The sequence below is a fragment of the Fodinicola feengrottensis genome, from assembly GCF_010993775.1.
Taxonomy (GTDB): domain Bacteria; phylum Actinomycetota; class Actinomycetes; order Mycobacteriales; family HKI-0501; genus Fodinicola; species Fodinicola feengrottensis.
Genome location: NZ_WOTO01000002.1, coordinates 185,299 through 200,475 on the forward strand (window position 1 = coordinate 185,299; position 15,177 = coordinate 200,475).

The window sequence follows — 15,177 nt, forward strand, 5'->3', positions numbered from 1 at the left end:
ACGAACCAGACGAACCCCGAGCCGCACCGGCCGCGACCGCGCCGCCCGCGCCAGCTGGCACGCCGGAGCCGGCTGGTTCGACCGGAACGGCTGGTGGGACGTACACCGGTTCGGTGGTCCAGACGAGATACGGTCCGGTGCAGGTCCGGATCACCGTGTCCGGTGGCCGGATCGGGGCGGCCCAGGCCGTCCAGGTCCCGACGGACAACGCGCGGGACGCCGAAATCAACGCCTCCGCGGTGCCTGTCCTCAACCAAGAGGTGGTTTCCGCGCAGAGCGCCAAAATCGATGCGGTGAGTGGCGCGACCTACACCAGTCAGGGCTATATCTCGTCGCTGCAGGCGGCCATCGACGCGGCTCACCTGTCATGAAGCGGTCGTGGGTCGAGCAGATCATGGGAATGCCGATCAGTGTTTGCGTACGCGGACCTGGTACGGCCGACGACTCGGCGATCTCGGCTGCGGTTCGGAGCGTTTTCGAGCAGTTGCGCGAGGTCGACCGACTGTTCAGCCCCTTTCGGGCGGACAGCGAGATCAGCAAAATGAACCGTCACCTGGAAACCGCCGCCGACTGCCACCCGTTGGTCGACGAAGTCCTCGACCTCTGTTACGAAGCCCGCGAGCGTACTGACGGCAGTTTCGACCCGTGGCTGCCCGGCCCGCGAGACGTGCCGGTCTTCGATCCATCCGGGCTGGTCAAGGGCTGGGCGGTGGAGCGAGCGCGCGGGCACTCGCGGCTGTCGAAGACCATGATTACTACCTGAACGCTGGCGGTGACATCGCCCTTGGCGTCCGCCCGAAAGCCGCGGCCAGCTGGCGAATCGGTGTCGAGAATCCCTTTGACCGTACCCAGATCCTGGCCGTTCGCGAACTGCGTTCGGGCGGCATCGCCACTTCCGGGACCGCGGCTCGCGGTGCGCACATCCGAGATCCTCGTACCGGCCGTCCCGCCGGCACCTTCGCCTCCGTGACCGTCATCGGGCCGTCGTTGCTGTGGGCCGATATTTATGCGACCGCGGCCTTCGCTCGCGGCCCAGGTGCCTTGCGGTGGCTGGCGAAAAACGCCGGGGAATACGAGGCGATCACCGTCGAACGGATGACCGGCCGGGTCGCCGGGATGCACCTCGTCAGCACTTCCAGCCCGCCCGGCACAGCGCGCTGACAGCCGCCGTCGCGAGACCTGTTGTCGTTTTTGTCGGTCGTCGAGCGGTGCAGGAACACCTACGTGACAATCCCTGCGGCCGCCAGCACCAAAACCACGCTGATGGCGATAACTATTCGCTTCATTTCCAGGTCGAGTTTCGTAGAATGTCCGGCAGGCTCGGATTCTGCCAATCGTCCACGATGAGGACTTGGGCGTCAGGGAGATACCAGCTGCGTTCCACGAACGAGACATTCTCGTTCGCGTCTTCCGGCCGGCCGCCCATCAGCGCGGACCGCGGCACACACTGGATCCGCCATTCCCGGTAGTCGGCCGAACGTCCACCCACCATTTCCTTGGCTGACTTCACCAGCACCGGCTGTTTGTCGCCGCCGGTGCCCAACCGTGGCATGGGCGGGCAGTTGAATCCCTGGTCCTGCGAATCCATCAGGGCCGCCGGCTGATCGAGCCGATAGGGGGCGGACGCGCCGCTGGCCGCGGTGATCCAGCTCTGGTCCAGCACCATCACCCCTGGACAGCCACCGGTCAGCTGGCCGTCCGGGCAGGGTTTGCCGGTGGTGACCCAGAAACCACCGTACTGGTGATTGTCCGGCACTACCGCGGCCCGCCAGTTAGGTGGTGCGGCGAGGCTGAGTTTTCCCACATCCAAGGGCGTAGGCGGGGCAGGTGTTTGGAACTTGGTGTCGGTGGTGTGCCACAGCGGGAATTTCGTGGTGATGGTGGCGAGAGTCTTCTTCTTTCCGAAGTCGCGAAACCGCAGGTCCAGCTCCATCTCCGCGGTCAACTCCAGCTTGAAGACCAGGGCCACTGCGGCCGAACCTGGTTCCACCGAGAACTCCGGTCCGGCGCCCACCTCGACGCTGAGGCCCAGCCACGCGGTTCCGGTCGGATCGCCGCCCTTCAGGCCAAAGGTGAGTCCCAGGTCGCCGCCCACCGATGCGCTGACCGACGTACCAGGGACTACTTGCTGGGAAATGTTCCTGGTGGCGACATCACTGACGCTGAAGAGGGGCTTGTTGTCCTTGATGCCGGCGTGGACGGTGGCATCGAAACCGAGTGTGGTCGCCGCGCTGGTGTGCACCCCCACGGACACGAACGGCGAGAGCTCGCATTTCAACGATACTGGGCCGACCCGTACCAGCTTGCCGATGACCTTGTCGCATAAGCTGTTGAGTAGGGTGAAACCCTTCGCTTTCTCAAACTTCAGCTCGCAGTTCAGTGCGGCCGCGACCTGCCCATCGAAGCTGATGTGAGGATTGAGGGTGGCGGTGAGCTTAATGGACACTTTTGGCGGCGCCAGGCCCCATTTAAAGGATCCGCCGAATTTCGGGGACAAATCGTGGATCGCGAGCGCCAACTGGGGCGCCTTCATACCTTCGGTGTCGCAGCTCCCCGCACCCTCGATGCCACCCTTCTCGCCGGTCTTCCATTTTCCGTAGCTCTCGATCGCCTTCCCGAAATCAAAGGAGAAATCAGGATGCGAAGGAGACTCGTACAGTGCTGGTACGACGCTGGTCGACGAGTCGTCGGACAGGTCGAAGTGTCCCACCGGCAGAGCCCTCGGAGAGTTTCACCGGCGTGGTCTGCACAACCAGTCCCGCCGCGGTCAACGTGACGCTGACGACCCGGCGGGCCAGCGGATCTGGCGTTTGCGGGCCTTCGGCGACGATGAAAATGTGGCCAGGTACCAAAGCCGGTCGGCTGCCGGAATTCGCCGCGAAGGTGACCTTCAGGCCGTCGACCGCGATGATTCCCGGGTTGGTGTAGTCCAGCACTTTGGTGGTGTCCGGAATGATCGTCGCGTAGTCGACAGTCGTGCTGGTGGTGCGCCCGGCTGGCACGGTGACCGACTGCTGGTCGGCGTCAGCGTACGCGGTGCCCAGGCTCGTCCGCGCCGACGGGATCTGGACAACGTACGCACCGGCTGGCACCTTTCGTTCGTCCGAGCCGGTCACGGTGTATGTCACCGGCCCGCGGACGGTCACCGTCGCGCTTGCGCCGGATGGCAACCCGGTCACGCTGACCCGCAGGGTGGTCGTTGATCCCCCGATGAAGACAACAACGACGACCACGACCACCAGCAACAACGCGCTGATTCCGGCGGTCCACAAGAGAAACCTGCCTCTCGCGCTCACCCGAACAGCCACTGCAGGATGCCATCCACGATGCTGACGATAGCGTCATGGACGCCGTCCTCAATGCCGGCCTTGATCGCGTAACCGACCACCGCGATCGTGATGGCGAACGCGAGGAAAAGTGTGTTGGTCAGGCCGAAAATCCAGCCGAGGGTGCCGAGCGCCATCCCGCGGTCACCGGTCCGGCGGATCTGTCGCACGGCCACCACGCCGGTGAGGAACCCTGCCAGCGGCAGCAACAACGCCAAAGGTAGTGCCAGTACCGCTAGTGCGTTCCATGGCTTCTTCGGGACCACCACGCGATAAAGGTGTGGCACCTGATAAGGATGCGGCGCGTACGGAGAAACCTCTTCCCTGACCACAGTCTCGCTGCTGACCTGCATCGGCACGAACGTGCCATCCGGCGGCCGTACGGCCACCTGCGACTGCTGGATCGGCACGTACGTGGGCGGCTTCCGCGTCACCGTGACGGTCACCGGCAGCCGGGCCGCGATCTTGGGCGCGGTGGCGGCCACCAGAGCCCGTCCGGAGCGGAGCGAGCCGCGCAGCCGGCTCGGGCTCGCATCGACATTGACATTGACCGGCCGGTAAGCCATCCGGTTGGCTACCGCATCGGCGGTCGGCGGGAGGTATTCCGGTGGAATACTCTCGTCGATCGGGCGCTCCATGGACAAAGGCCTCCATCCCAGTACGATCGCGGACTGCACCATGAAGCCATGGCCGGCCGTGGAAGCCAACGATTTTCCGGACCAGCGTCCCGAACGCTCCGCTGTTCGGTTGCTCGAACGCAGGTCAGCGGGTTTTGCCGAGTGACACGAACCGAACGGGTGGTTAGAGACCGAAGTGAGTGACGACAAGGGCGACCGGGACATCCAGACCGAGAGCCGGCCGCCGGGCAGTGTCCGCGAGTTCCGGCTTCGGCTGCTCGCGCTGGACACCGAAAGCGGCCGACCGGCGCACCGGGAAATCGACAGCATCGGCCGCGACTACGGCTCCGCGGTCGCCAAGGCGACGCTGTCCGAGTTTCGCAACGAGCGCTCCAGTGGCCTGCCGCGGTGGGATTTCGTCCAAGCGGTGGTGGCTGGCTGCCTGGTCGCCAGCGGCTTGTCCCGGGACGAGGTGACCGTCCATCTGGACATCTGGCACACCTGGTGGAAAGACCTCGTGATCGCGTCCGGGCAGCCGCTGCGGGAGGCGCCGGCCAAGCCACCGCCACAGGTCAAGGCTGAGCCGGTGGCCGTACCAGCGCCGGTACGCCCGGGCCGCCGATGGTTGATCGCGGCCATCGCGGCGGCGGTGCTGGTGGGCTTTGGCGCTGGTGCGGTCGTGACGGGTTGGCGCCTGCCGTCGTCGGCGGATCCGTCGTTGGAGTACGGCCCCTGCGCCGAACAGATCGGCCAGAGCACTCGGGTTGGCAGCGGGCGCGCTGTTGTTCGAACAGGGCCCGCCGGGCAAGCCGAACCCGGACCGGCGGATTGAGCTGCGAGTTCAGAAACATCCCGACGACGGCTGGATCGCTTGGGCGTATTTGCAGAAGTCAGCGTCGAACCTGGACCGGCTCTGGCTGGACTGGAGCTATTCGGCGAATCCGGTCGACCAGTCGCAGTGGCGCCAGTGCGGCGCGCAGCCGGTCAGCCAAGGCACGTCCACGCCGGCGCTGCTGGCTGTCGACGCGAACGGCGACGCCCGGTGGTTCCGCGCCTGCGGCCAGGCACCGGTGGAGGACCGCGCGCCCGACCACGCCGGCACCTTCTGTACGAGCTGGACGCGGCCTCAGGTCTGATCGGTCGTCTCGATGTGCGTCAGCACGCGGCGAAGCAACGTGTTGAGCTGGGTCAGGTCCGCGGCGGGCAGCGCGTCCGCGATCAGCGTCCGTCGCAGCTCGATCAACTCGCCGCTGACCTCGTGGTGCATCGCGTGCCCGCTCTCGGTCAACGCGATCTGAACGTGCACACGGTTGTCGGCGTCGACCGTACGGCGAAGGAAGCCGCCGCGCTCCAACCGGCCCAACCGGGCCGTCACGCTGCCGGCGGTGATGTGGAACGCCCGGGCCAGGTGACCGGGCGTACGCTCCGTCGGCTCGCTGTGCGCGAGCTCGAAGATCACCTGGCAGTCGCCGAGCGAGATGTCATAGCGGCCGGCCACCGTACGCATCGCTTCCTCGTACCGCCGAGAGATCTCGGCGATCCGCTTCACCGCACCTTCCAGTGCCGGGTCCGCGGTGGGATGCCCGGCCAGGTCGCGGCTCATCGACGCTTCGACGGAGTCGGTCACCGGATCTCTCCTTCGATGGCTCTTGACACGCATAGATTTTGATAGTCAAACTCTGAGGTGTTCAAAGTCTAACAGAGGAGCGGAACATGCCTGGTCCGATGAGCGAACAAGGTCGGCAGGACTTCCTGGCGGCCATCCACGTCGGCACGCTCAGTGTCGCCAGCATTGACGAGCGGCCGCCGCTGGCGGTGCCGGTTTTCTACCACTACGAGCCGGGTGGAGATCTGACCTTCTTCACCAACACGCACGGTCGGCAGTCCCGCAAGGTCGGTCTGATCGCGAAGCACGGCGTGCTCAGCCTGTCCGTACAACACGAAGAGCTGCCGTACAAGTACGTCACCGTCGAGGGCACCGTGACCGGCATCGAGCAGCCGCCAACGGCCGAGCGGATGCTGGCGATCACCCGGCGCTACATGCCTGAGGAGTTCGCGCAGAGCTTCGTCCAACAGGAACTGGCGCATCCGGGCGGAACCGTCCTTATGTACACCGTTCGGCCGGATCGGTGGCATAGTGCCGACATGTCGGAGGAGGTTGCCTGACGGGTCAGAAGAGCGACGCGCGATCAGGGCGATCAGCGGGAGGGTGCCCTGCATCGCGGCGGCCCGGGCCATTCGCGGCTCGCTGCCCACCAGGACGACCGCCGCGGCCCAGCATGCTGCCGCAGCAGAAGAGCACCAGCGTACGACCGGGGATTTCCCCGCCGGCGTACAACATCACCAGCCCGCCAATGGTCCCGACCGCCAGGAACAGGTTGTAAAAGCCCTGGTTGAAGGCCCACGGCCGGGCGGTCTCGACCTCGTTGTCGGCGACCAGGAAGCGGGCGTGGATCGTCGGCCGGCGAAACAGCAGGCTCTCGAACGAGAAGATCACGATATGGAGCAGGCCGGCGAGCAGGGCGGCGATCTGCGCGACAAGATTCATGGCCGGCATCCTCGCAGGAAGTGACGAGGTTCCGCAGCCCGGGAACAATGGTGCCCTCGGAGTGGTTGCAAGTCTATGCACGCGCATAAACATTCGCACGAGGAGCACACGATGCAGTTCGGCATCTTCACAGTCGGCGATGTGACCACCGACCCGACCACCGGTCAGACGGTGTCGGAGCACGATCGGATCAAGGCGATGGTCACGATCGCCCGCAAGGCCGAGGAAGTCGGGCTGGACGTGTTCGCGACCGGTGAGCACCACAATCCGCCGTTCGTGCCGTCGTCGCCGACGACGATGCTGGGGTACGTAGCCGCGCAGACCAGCAAACTGATCCTGTCCACGTCGACGACCCTGATCACCACGAACGACCCGGTGAAGATCGCCGAGGATTTCGCGATGCTGCAACACCTCGCGGACGGCCGGGTCGACTTGATGATGGGCCGTGGCAACACCGGGCCGGTTTACCCCTGGTTTGGCAAGGATATTCGGCAGGGCATCGCGCTCGCAGTGGAGAATTATGCTCTGCTGCACAGGTTGTGGCATGAGGACGTGGTCGACTGGGAAGGCAAGTTTCGTACGCCCCTGCGCGGTTTCACGTCCACCCCGAGGCCGTTGAACGGCGTGCCGCCGTTTGTCTGGCACGGGTCGATCCGCAGCCCGGAAATTGCCGAGCAGGCCGCATACTATGGCGACGGCTTCTTCGCGAACCACATTTTCTGGCCGAAAGAGCATTTCATGGCGCTGGTGAACCTCTACCGGCAGCGCTTCGAGCACTATGGCCACGGCTCGGCCGACCAGGCGATCGTGGGCCTGGGCGGGCAGGCGTTCATGCGGAAGAACTCGCAGGACGCGATCAAGGAGTTCCGTCCGTACTTTGACAACGCCCCGGTTTACGGTCACGGGCCGTCGCTGGAGGAATTCATGGACGAGACGCCGCTCAGTGTCGGCAGCCCGCAGGAGGTCATTGAGAAGACGTTGACCTTCCGCGAACATTTCGGTGACTACCAACGGCAGCTGTGGTTGGTGGATCACGCTGGCCTGCCGGTGAAAACCGTCCTGAAACAGCTTGACCTCCTTGGTGAAGAGGTCGTTCCGGTGCTGCGCAAGGAAATGGCCATCAACCGGCCAGCGCACGTACCCGATGGTCCCACCCAACCTGTGTTGGAGAATTCCCGATGAACAAGAACATAGTGGTGGTCTCCGCAGGTTTGAGCGTGCCCTCTTCGACACGTTTGCTCGCCGACCGGCTGGCCGCGGCCACCCAGGACGTGGTGCCGGCCGACGTGACGGTGATCGAGCTGCGTGACCTGGCCGTGGACATCGCCAAGAACCTCGTGACGATGTTTCCCAGCCCTGCCTTGCGTACGGCGATTGATGTGGTCACCCAGGCAGATGGGCTGATCGCGGTGACACCGGTTTTCACCGCCTCGTACAGCGGTCTGTTCAAGTCCTTCTTTGATGTCATCGACAAGGAGGCGTTGGTGGGCATGCCGGTCCTGATGGGTGCGACCGGCGGGACGGAACGGCATTCGCTCGTACTGGACTACCACATGCGACCGATGTTCGCCTACTTACGAGCCGTACCGACGACGACCGCTGTTTACGCGGCCTCGGCCGATTGGGGCGCTGGCACACTTCAGCAGCGGATCGAGCGCGCGCCGCCGGCGAGTTCGGTGCGCTTCTGCAGGCACGTACGACGAAACCGGCGGACGATCTGGTGCCGTTCGAGGAGCTGCTGCGTCGTACGGCTTAACGCACTGCTGATGCGCCGAGATCCCGCGTTCCATGGCGGGGCGGCGTCAGAGGTGTCGGAGAATCGTGGTGGGGGATTCGACGCAGTCGGCGACGAAACGCAGGAAACCGCCGGCGGTGCCGCCGTCGCAGACACGGTGGTCGAAGGCGAGCGTCAGCTGGGTGCAGCTGCGCACGACGACCTGTTTGTCCACCGCCCACGGTCGGTCGATGATGCGGCCGACGCCGAGGATCGCCACCTCGGGGTGGTTGATGATGGCGGCCGAACCGTCGACGCCGAAAACGCCGTAGTTGTTAAGGGTGAAGGTGCCGCCGGTCAGGTCTTTGGGTGCCAGTTTTCCTTCTCTGGCCAGGGTCGTACGCTCCGCGAGGCTCATCGACAGCTGCTCAAGTGGCAGTTTTTTTGCCGCGTCTGGCACGACGGGTACGACCAGGCCGCGGTCGGTCTGGGCGGCGAAACCGAGATTGACCGTCGGGCCCATCAGAATCTCGTCGCCCTCGATCCGCGCGTTGAGCTCGGGAAATCGGCGCAGGCCCAGCATCGCGAACTTGGAAAACAGTGCCAGAAGGCTGATTTTCGGGCCTGTCGTGTTGAGATCCTGGCGGAGCCTGAGCAACCCGGTCGCGTCCACGTCGACCCAGACGGTGGCCTCCGGGATTTCCCGCCGCGACTGGGAAAGCTTGTCCGCGATGACCTTGCGGAACCCGGTCATCGGGACGCGTACGAGTCCGGCCGGCTCGGGATGCACGGCCTGGTCCACGTCTCGGCGGGTGATGAGGCCGTTGGCGCCTGATCCGCGCACGGTGGCGAGGTCGACACCGGCCGTACGAGCGAGCCGCCGGACCAACGGAGACACCACTGGAATGGGAGCCGTTTGGGTGGTGTCGCGCGGCGGCGTCGACGGCTGCCCGCGGAGGTGCCGTAACCGATGAGGACGTTGCCGCTTTCGTTGTCGGCCTGGACGATACCTGGCTTCGACGAAGAGATTCTCGTTCTCCTGTACGGTGATCAGCGGCCTTCCGACGGTGAGGACCTCACCCGCGGCGCCATGCAACTCGGTCACCCGGCCGGCGAAAGGCACCGGCACCTCGACGACGGCTTTGGCCGTTTCCACCTCGACGACGGCCTGGTCAATCGTGACCGTGTCGCCCACCCGTACGTGCCAGGTGACGATTTCCGCCTCGGTGAGCCCTTCACCGAGGTCCGGCAGCAGAAAGTCGGGCATTCAGCTGTCCTCCCACTGCAACCGGTCGATGGTGTCCAGGATGCGATCCACGCTGGGAAGGTGATGTTCTTCGAGATTCGGTGCCGGGTAAGGAATGTCGAAACCGGCTACTCGCAGGATCGGAGCGTGCAGATAGTGGAAGCACTGCTCAGTCAACCGTGCCGCGACTTCCGCGCCATAGCCGCAAAATCGGCTGGCTTCGTGGACGACGACGGCCCGGCCGGTACGCCGAACGGACGCCGCGACGGTCTTGTCGTCGAAAGGGGAGAGGCTGCGCAGATCGATGACCTCGACACTGCGGTCAGCCTCCTGCGCTGCCTCCAACGCGGTACCGAGGGTGCCACCGTACGTGATGAGGGTGACATCGGTGCCCGTCCGGCGAATCACCGCACCGTCCACAGTGGAGCCGGTGTGGTCGAGCGTGACGGCTTCCTTCGACCAGTAGCGGCGTTTGGGTTCCAGGAAAATCACCGGGTCTGGACAGTCGATCGCCTGCCGGAGCAGCGCGTACGCGTCGCCAGCAGTGCCCGGGGTTACCACCCGCAGGCCCGCGGTGTGCGTGTAATAGGCCTCGGACGAATCACAGTGATGCTCGACGCCACCAATGCCGCCGCCGTACGGAATGCGAATGACGATCGGCAGCGCGATCTTGCCTTTCGTCCGGTTGTGGAGCTTCGCTAGATGGCTGGTGATCTGTTCGAAAGCGGGGTAGGCGAAGGCGTCGAACTGCATCTCGATCACCGGCCGTAGGCCGTTCATGGCCATCCCGATCGCGGTGCCGACAATGCCGGCCTCGGCCAGCGGAGTGTCGAACACCCGGGCCGGCCCGAAGGTCGCTGCGAGCCCGTCGGTCACCCGGAAAACCCCGCCAAGCTTTGCTACGTCCTCGCCGAAAACAAGGACTCGGTCGTCGTCACGCAACGCGTCGGCCAAAGCGCGGTTGAGTGCGGCCTCCATGGTCACCGCGGAGGCTACTGGTGCCGCCTCGACGACCTGTTCCGCCACGATCGTCATCGCGACTCCTCAGCCAGTTCCTGCTGCTGCGCGCGCAGCTCGGGCGTCTGTTCGGCGTAGACGTACCGAAAAAGGTCAGCCGGGTCGAGTACGGCGTCCACGTTCATCCGCTGCCGCAAGGCGGCCGCCTCGGCCTCGGCCTCCGCATCGAGTGCGGCGATCCTGTCGGCATCCAGGAGGCCGCGATCGGTGAGATAGCGGGTAAGTCTGGTGAGCGGGTCACGTGCGAGCCACTGCCGCACTTCCTCCGCCGGTCGATAGCGGGTCGCGTCGTCGGCGTTGGTGTGGGCCTCTATCCGGTACGTCACCGCCTCGATCAACGTCGGCCCGTCCCCAGCGGCAGCGCGAGCGATCGCGACGGAGACGGCGCGGTAGACGGCGGCCGGATCGTTGCCATCAATGAGCATCGCGGGAACGCCATAACCGATTCCCTTGGCCGCCAACGAAGGTGCCGCGGTCTGTTGGGCGAGCGGAACGCTGATGGCATAGCCGTTGTTCTGTACGAAGAACACTACCGGCGCTTTCCAGACACCAGCGAAGTTCAGCGCCTCGTGAGTATCACCCTCGCTGGTGGCGCCGTCGCCAAGCATGACCAGCGCGACGGTGTCCTCGCCCTTGAGGGTGGCCGCGTGGCCGACACCGACGGCGTGCAGGGTGTTGGTCGCCAGCGGTGTGCATTGCGGGGCGACCAGATGCTCGTACGGGTCGTAGCCGCAGTGCCAGTCCCCGCGCAGCAGCAGCGTCAGGACCTCGACCGGATCGACACCGCGCGCCACCACTGCCATCGAGTCCCGATAAGTGGGGAAAAGCCAGTCCTGGGGCCGCAAAGCCAGCGCGGCGCCGATCTCGCTGGCCTCTTGCCCTCGCGCGGACGGGTAGACCGCCAGCCGGCCCTGCTTCGTCAATGCCGTCGCCTGCGCGTCGAACCGGCGCGCCAGCACGATGGCTCGATGCAGCGCCACCAACACCTCGTCGCTCGGCATGCTCCATAAGGCGTCGGGAACCGGCTGGCCGTCGGCGTCGATCAGGGCCACCGGACTTTCGGTGGGGAGCAGCGATGTGGTCACCAGGCGCTCCGATCTGCGAAAAGACGAGTAGCCGCCAGTCTGGGCGTGTGAGCGCAGAACATCTAGCGTGGGCAAGCAAGCGTAGACAAATACGAACTGAGGCTCGTACGCTCTGGAATTATGGCTACCGAAGCTGACTCTTCGTCCGGTTCGGCTGGACAACCGGTCGCTCTCGACGACGTTGATCTGCGGTTGTTGGCGCAGTTGCAGGTCGAGGGGCGGCTGTCGATGCGGGCGCTGGCCGAGCGCGTACACATCTCCCGTGCCGGTTGTTATGCCCGAGTGGAACGCCTGCAGCGCGAGGGCGTGATCACCGGCTATGCGGCGATCGTCAATCCCCGCAAGCTCGGCCGGACGGTGTCCGCGCACATCCACGTGAAGATTCGCCAGCACTCCTGGAAAAAACGTCCGGCAAGCACTGCGACGGGTGCCGGAGGTCGAACACGGGGCGCTGGTGTCCGGCGACAACGACCTGGTCTTGTTTGTCCGTACTCGTGACGCCGAGAGCCTGCGCGATCTGGTCTTGGAGCGACTGCAAATGATGGAGGATGTGCTTTCTACCCACACGATCCTGGTCTTCGACGAGCTCTGAACTTCGCTTTAAACGACAAATCACCGCCATAAGGGGCGAAGGCTTTTCAATCAGCTAAGCCAATGCTAGCGTGACGGCCCAGTTGGGAGCGCTCCCAGAAAGGGCGGAAACCATGACGCTACGAAATCGCTTTGTCACGCTGGCGGCGCTGGTGTCGATCGGACTCGGCGCTTTATCGACTCCGGCCGTGGCAGCCACGACACTCTGTCATTCGCAGACAGCCTCGGTGGCCGGCGGCACGTACATCGTGCAGAACGACGAGTGGAACTCCTCCGCGAACGAATGCATCAGCACCAGCGGCGGCGCCGACTTCGCGGTGGTGAACTCGTCGATGAACAGCCCGACCGGTCAACCGCCCGCTGGATATCCGTCCATTTACAAGGGATGTCACTGGGGCGCCTGTACGCCGAACAGCGGTTTCCCGATCCAGGTTTCGGCACTGTCCGCTGGAAAAGTCACCACCAGTTGGAGCACTAGCCAGCCCGCCGGCAGCAACGTGTACGACGTTGCTTACGACGTTTGGTATAACCAAAGCGCTTCGACCAGTGGGCAACCAAACGGCACTGAGGTGATGATTTGGTTTGGCGCACAACGGAAACGTTGGCCCGGCCGGTTCGAAGGTCGGGACAGTGACAGTTGGGGGAGTGCAGTACGACGTTTGGTACGCGCGGCAGTCGGGGTGGAATCTCGTTTCGTACGCGCGAACCAACCCGACGACCTCGGTGAACGACATCGACGTTCATGACCTGACTGCCGACTCGGTCGGGCGCGGTTACCTCCAGAACTCGTGGTGGCTGATCGACGTCGAAGCGGGTTTTGAGCTTTGGAAGGGCGGAACAGGCCTCGCCACGCATTCGTTTTCAGTGACGGTGAACTGAGCTACGTCGATTGCCGGATGACCAGCCGCGTGGGCAGGATCAGCGTGGCCGGCCGGCCGTCCGGCCATCAGGCTGAGCAACATCTTGGCCATTTCCGCGCCGAGTGCCTGGACAGGCTGGTGAACAGTTGTCAGCGGCGGATGGGTGGTCAGCGCGGTGGCGCGATCGTCGAATCCGACCACGGCTACGTCCTGCGGGATCCGTCGACCGCGCTCATGGAGGACGCCGAGTGCGGCCGCCGCCATCGAGTCAGCAGCGACGAAAACCGCGTCCAGGTCCGGAAATCGGTCCAGGAGGTCGGCCATCGCACGTACGGCCGAGGCTGCGGTGAAATCGGCGTTCGCCACCCGATGCGCGGGCAGGCCCGCCGAGCCGAGCGCGTCCCGGAATCCGTGGTAGCGGGCCACTCCCACGTCCATGTCCATCGGCCCGGTGACGGTGGCGATGCGTTGGCGGCCGGTGGTGACCAGGTGCTCGACGGCTTGCCGGGCGCCACCGCGATTATCGGCGTCGACGTAGTGCGGCGGCTCTACTCCGAGCGGCTTTCCGCCGTAGACGACCGGGACGTCGGCCTGCTCCGCCAGCTCGTACAGCGGATCCTCACCATGTAAGGAAAGCAGCATTATGCCGTCCACTCGGCGTGAGCTCAGCTGACGGCGCAGTCGGTTCCGCTCCCGAACGCTGGCCCCGAGCACCAGCATCAGTTCCAGGTCGGACTCGGCCAGCACCGTGTCGATGCCGACGATCACCTCGGAGAAGAACGGATGTTCGGTGAACAGCCGCGGATTCGCGTCGGAGATCGCCAAAGCGACAGCATCATTGCGTTGCGTGACAAGGGAACGGGCCGCACGGCTCGGCACGTATTGCAGCTCTTCGATCGCCTTAAGGACTTTTTCGTGTGCGGCTGGGCTGACATGGGCTCCCCCGTTTATCACCCGCGATGCCGTACCGCGGGAGACACCGGCCAGCCGGGCCACCTCGTCGATCGTCGGTTGTCCCGCTCCGGCCACCTCTGCCCACCCTCCCGTGTCGTCACCCAACAAGCCCCCGTCGGCTCTCGACCAATGCCCAAGGCCACACTATAGTCCGTTCATGGGAGCGCTCCCAAAAAGGTCCTTCCGGAGGTGCCGTGATGGAAATCTTTCGAACTGGTCGTCCCGAAATCGGCCGGTGCGGGTTCCGCCTGGCCGCCGCAGCCGCTGTCCTTGTCGCCGCGCTCGGCGCGGCTGGATCGGCGTCCGGAGCGGAGCTGGTCGGCGCCCGGCCGCACAGCCCCATCGAGATGACGAACGGGTTCTACGTGGACCCGGAGTCCCACCCGGCTACCTGGGCTCGGGACCACGCCGACGACTCGCGGGCGCCGGCCATCGCATCGGCGATCGGCAGCAAGCCAATCGCTCGCTGGTTCGGGAACTGGAGCGGTGATATCTCCTCGGCGGTCTCCGGGTTCGTTGGCGCCGCGGCGAACGTGGATCAGCTTCCGGTTTTGGTGGCGTACAACATTCCCGGCCGCGACTGTGGGGGCAATTCCAGTGGCGGAGCCGGCAGCCCGGAGGCGTACCGGGCCTGGATTTCGACTTTTGCCGCCGCTATCGGCGATCTGCCGGCCGTGGTGGTGATCGAGCCCGATGCGCTGCCGCAGCTGGACTGCCTGCCCACGGACGGCGATCGGCAGGTGCGTACGGACATGATCAACTACGCCACCACACAGTTCCGGGACAAGTCGCCGAACACTTGGGCATACCTGGATGCGGGCAATGCCGGCTGGATGTCGGCGGATGTGATGGCCCCCCGGCTGGAGGCCGCCGGCCTCCGCAACGTCCGTGGTTTTTCTGACAATGTCTCAAATTTCTACACAACCGAGCAGTCAATAGGCTTCTCCAACGCGGTGGATGACCAATTGTCCAGCCGGTACGGCTACACCACGCCGTTTGTGATTGATGTCGGTCGCAACGGCAACGGCGCGAACGGACAGTGGTGCAACCCGGCCGGACGCAAGCTCGGCGAAGATAGCCGCACCGGAGGTGGCGCGGAAATGCTCCTGTGGGTGAAGGTGCCCGGCGATTCCGACGGTACGTGCGGCAGTGCGCCTTCGGTGCCGGCGGGCCAGTTCTCGCCGGACCTCGCGACTCATCTCATCAACGGAAACTGAGG

At 65.0% G+C, this 15,177-nt stretch carries 21 protein-coding genes and 2 pseudogenes; 14 read left to right on the top strand and 9 right to left on the bottom strand.

Annotation, left to right across the window (positions count from 1 at the left end):
- Nucleotides 1-113 precede the first annotated feature (113 nt).
- The 3 genes from GNX96_RS48150 to GNX96_RS02400 are packed head-to-tail and all read left to right on the top strand — an operon-like array spanning nucleotide 114 to nucleotide 1,161.
- Entirely contained in the window at nucleotides 114-371 is a 258-nt protein-coding gene (locus GNX96_RS48150; RefSeq protein ID WP_279579130.1) for an FMN-binding protein, read from the top strand.
- Nucleotides 368-763, top strand: a complete 396-nt coding sequence (locus GNX96_RS02395; RefSeq protein ID WP_279579131.1) for an FAD:protein FMN transferase — start codon at nucleotides 368-370, stop codon at nucleotides 761-763. Before GNX96_RS48150 ends, GNX96_RS02395 begins: the two co-directional genes overlap by 4 nt.
- Complete coding sequence (locus GNX96_RS02400; protein WP_163566837.1) at nucleotides 646-1,161, top strand: FAD:protein FMN transferase; 516 nt, start codon at nucleotides 646-648, stop codon at nucleotides 1,159-1,161. Before GNX96_RS02395 ends, GNX96_RS02400 begins: the two co-directional genes overlap by 118 nt.
- Nucleotides 1,162-1,282: 121 nt before the next feature.
- Here the strand turns inward: GNX96_RS02400 and GNX96_RS02405 are convergent, their stop codons facing one another.
- From GNX96_RS02405 to GNX96_RS02415, 3 genes are read right to left on the bottom strand one after another with little or no spacing between them, the layout of a single operon-like run.
- Nucleotides 1,283-2,710, bottom strand: coding sequence for a hypothetical protein (locus GNX96_RS02405; protein ID WP_163566838.1), 1,428 nt, complete (start codon nucleotides 2,708-2,710; stop codon nucleotides 1,283-1,285).
- On the bottom strand, nucleotides 2,634-3,272 hold the full coding sequence (locus GNX96_RS02410) for a hypothetical protein (protein ID WP_279579132.1): 639 nt from the start codon (nucleotides 3,270-3,272) through the stop codon (nucleotides 2,634-2,636). The genes GNX96_RS02405 and GNX96_RS02410 overlap by 77 nt, the downstream gene beginning before the upstream one ends.
- A gap of 20 nt (nucleotides 3,273-3,292) precedes the next feature.
- Nucleotides 3,293-3,964: a hypothetical protein gene (locus GNX96_RS02415; protein ID WP_163566840.1), complete on the bottom strand. Its 672-nt coding sequence runs from the start codon at nucleotides 3,962-3,964 to the stop codon at nucleotides 3,293-3,295.
- Between the two features lie 175 nt (nucleotides 3,965-4,139).
- Between GNX96_RS02415 and GNX96_RS02420 the strand changes: the two genes are divergently transcribed.
- Nucleotides 4,140-4,775 (top strand): hypothetical protein, encoded by a 636-nt coding sequence (locus GNX96_RS02420; protein WP_163566841.1) that lies wholly within the window; start codon nucleotides 4,140-4,142, stop codon nucleotides 4,773-4,775.
- On the top strand, nucleotides 4,726-5,079 hold the full coding sequence (locus GNX96_RS02425) for a hypothetical protein (protein WP_163566842.1): 354 nt from the start codon (nucleotides 4,726-4,728) through the stop codon (nucleotides 5,077-5,079). The genes GNX96_RS02420 and GNX96_RS02425 overlap by 50 nt, the downstream gene beginning before the upstream one ends.
- Here the strand turns inward: GNX96_RS02425 and GNX96_RS02430 are convergent.
- Nucleotides 5,070-5,570 carry a MarR family winged helix-turn-helix transcriptional regulator gene (locus GNX96_RS02430; RefSeq protein WP_163566843.1) on the bottom strand — a complete coding sequence of 167 codons (501 nt, stop codon included), beginning with the start codon at nucleotides 5,568-5,570 and terminating at the stop codon, nucleotides 5,070-5,072. The genes GNX96_RS02425 and GNX96_RS02430 overlap by 10 nt on opposite strands.
- 86 nt (nucleotides 5,571-5,656) lie before the next feature.
- Between GNX96_RS02430 and GNX96_RS02435 the strand changes: the two genes are divergently transcribed.
- Nucleotides 5,657-6,109 (top strand): pyridoxamine 5'-phosphate oxidase family protein, encoded by a 453-nt coding sequence (locus tag GNX96_RS02435; protein ID WP_163566902.1) that lies wholly within the window; start codon nucleotides 5,657-5,659, stop codon nucleotides 6,107-6,109.
- A gap of 4 nt (nucleotides 6,110-6,113) precedes the next feature.
- Here the strand turns inward: GNX96_RS02435 and GNX96_RS02440 are convergent, their stop codons facing one another.
- Nucleotides 6,114-6,491 (bottom strand): DUF1304 domain-containing protein, encoded by a 378-nt coding sequence (locus GNX96_RS02440; protein WP_279579133.1) that lies wholly within the window; start codon nucleotides 6,489-6,491, stop codon nucleotides 6,114-6,116.
- Nucleotides 6,492-6,602: 111 nt separating this feature from the next.
- On the opposite strand from GNX96_RS02440, the gene GNX96_RS02445 reads away from it, so the two are divergent.
- From GNX96_RS02445 to GNX96_RS48155, 3 genes and pseudogenes are all read left to right on the top strand, one after another.
- Nucleotides 6,603-7,673 (top strand): LLM class flavin-dependent oxidoreductase, encoded by a 1,071-nt coding sequence (locus GNX96_RS02445; protein ID WP_163566844.1) that lies wholly within the window; start codon nucleotides 6,603-6,605, stop codon nucleotides 7,671-7,673.
- Nucleotides 7,670-8,095 (top strand): annotated as a pseudogene (locus tag GNX96_RS02450) (CE1759 family FMN reductase); the annotation flags it as partial. The gene GNX96_RS02445 and the pseudogene GNX96_RS02450, both read left to right, overlap by 4 nt.
- Nucleotides 8,096-8,112: 17 nt before the next feature.
- Nucleotides 8,113-8,247, top strand: a complete 135-nt coding sequence (locus tag GNX96_RS48155; RefSeq protein ID WP_279579134.1) for a hypothetical protein — start codon at nucleotides 8,113-8,115, stop codon at nucleotides 8,245-8,247.
- 46 nt (nucleotides 8,248-8,293) lie between these two features.
- Here the strand turns inward: GNX96_RS48155 and GNX96_RS02455 are convergent.
- From GNX96_RS02455 to pdhA, 3 genes and pseudogenes are all read right to left on the bottom strand, one after another.
- Nucleotides 8,294-9,472: pseudogene (locus GNX96_RS02455) on the bottom strand (dihydrolipoamide acetyltransferase family protein).
- Nucleotides 9,473-10,486: an alpha-ketoacid dehydrogenase subunit beta gene (locus GNX96_RS02460; RefSeq protein ID WP_279579136.1), complete on the bottom strand. Its 1,014-nt coding sequence runs from the start codon at nucleotides 10,484-10,486 to the stop codon at nucleotides 9,473-9,475.
- Nucleotides 10,483-11,553, bottom strand: coding sequence for a pyruvate dehydrogenase (acetyl-transferring) E1 component subunit alpha (gene pdhA, locus GNX96_RS02465; RefSeq protein WP_279579137.1), 1,071 nt, complete (start codon nucleotides 11,551-11,553; stop codon nucleotides 10,483-10,485). The genes GNX96_RS02460 and pdhA overlap by 4 nt, the downstream gene beginning before the upstream one ends.
- 120 nt (nucleotides 11,554-11,673) lie before the next feature.
- On the opposite strand from pdhA, the gene GNX96_RS02470 reads away from it, so the two are divergent.
- The 4 genes from GNX96_RS02470 (at nucleotide 11,674) to GNX96_RS62230 (ending at nucleotide 13,023) form a co-directional block, all read left to right on the top strand.
- Entirely contained in the window at nucleotides 11,674-12,051 is a 378-nt protein-coding gene (locus GNX96_RS02470) for an Lrp/AsnC family transcriptional regulator (protein ID WP_279579138.1), read from the top strand.
- Complete coding sequence (locus GNX96_RS62225) at nucleotides 12,008-12,145, top strand: Lrp/AsnC ligand binding domain-containing protein (protein WP_390623887.1); 138 nt, start codon at nucleotides 12,008-12,010, stop codon at nucleotides 12,143-12,145. The genes GNX96_RS02470 and GNX96_RS62225 overlap by 44 nt, the downstream gene beginning before the upstream one ends.
- A gap of 112 nt (nucleotides 12,146-12,257) precedes the next feature.
- Complete coding sequence (locus tag GNX96_RS02475; protein WP_163566845.1) at nucleotides 12,258-12,890, top strand: GH12 family glycosyl hydrolase domain-containing protein; 633 nt, start codon at nucleotides 12,258-12,260, stop codon at nucleotides 12,888-12,890.
- Nucleotides 12,790-13,023 (top strand): GH12 family glycosyl hydrolase domain-containing protein, encoded by a 234-nt coding sequence (locus GNX96_RS62230; protein ID WP_390623888.1) that lies wholly within the window; start codon nucleotides 12,790-12,792, stop codon nucleotides 13,021-13,023. The genes GNX96_RS02475 and GNX96_RS62230 overlap by 101 nt, the downstream gene beginning before the upstream one ends.
- Here the strand turns inward: GNX96_RS62230 and GNX96_RS02485 are convergent.
- Nucleotides 12,918-14,033: a LacI family DNA-binding transcriptional regulator gene (locus GNX96_RS02485; RefSeq protein WP_279579139.1), complete on the bottom strand. Its 1,116-nt coding sequence runs from the start codon at nucleotides 14,031-14,033 to the stop codon at nucleotides 12,918-12,920. The genes GNX96_RS62230 and GNX96_RS02485 overlap by 106 nt on opposite strands.
- Nucleotides 14,034-14,155: 122 nt before the next feature.
- On the opposite strand from GNX96_RS02485, the gene GNX96_RS02490 reads away from it, so the two are divergent.
- Nucleotides 14,156-15,175, top strand: a complete 1,020-nt coding sequence (locus GNX96_RS02490; protein WP_279579140.1) for a glycoside hydrolase family 6 protein — start codon at nucleotides 14,156-14,158, stop codon at nucleotides 15,173-15,175.
- Nucleotides 15,176-15,177: the final 2 nt, after the last annotated feature.

What these genes read in the sequence shown, in the direction of transcription:
- GNX96_RS02470 (WP_279579138.1), top strand. Translation starts at nt 11,674, where the DNA reads ATGGCTACCGAAGCTGACTCTTCGTCCGGTTCGGCTGGACAACCGGTC.
- GNX96_RS02435 (WP_163566902.1), top strand. Translation starts at nt 5,657, where the DNA reads ATGCCTGGTCCGATGAGCGAACAAGGTCGGCAGGACTTCCTGGCGGCC.
- GNX96_RS02460 (WP_279579136.1), bottom strand. Translation starts at nt 10,486, where the DNA reads ATGACGATCGTGGCGGAACAGGTCGTCGAGGCGGCACCAGTAGCCTCC.
- GNX96_RS02440 (WP_279579133.1), bottom strand. Translation starts at nt 6,491, where the DNA reads ATGAATCTTGTCGCGCAGATCGCCGCCCTGCTCGCCGGCCTGCTCCAT.
- GNX96_RS02415 (WP_163566840.1), bottom strand. Translation starts at nt 3,964, where the DNA reads ATGGAGCGCCCGATCGACGAGAGTATTCCACCGGAATACCTCCCGCCG.
- GNX96_RS02395 (WP_279579131.1), top strand. Translation starts at nt 368, where the DNA reads ATGAAGCGGTCGTGGGTCGAGCAGATCATGGGAATGCCGATCAGTGTT.
- GNX96_RS02475 (WP_163566845.1), top strand. Translation starts at nt 12,258, where the DNA reads ATGACGCTACGAAATCGCTTTGTCACGCTGGCGGCGCTGGTGTCGATC.
- GNX96_RS02445 (WP_163566844.1), top strand. Translation starts at nt 6,603, where the DNA reads ATGCAGTTCGGCATCTTCACAGTCGGCGATGTGACCACCGACCCGACC.
- GNX96_RS02490 (WP_279579140.1), top strand. Translation starts at nt 14,156, where the DNA reads ATGGAAATCTTTCGAACTGGTCGTCCCGAAATCGGCCGGTGCGGGTTC.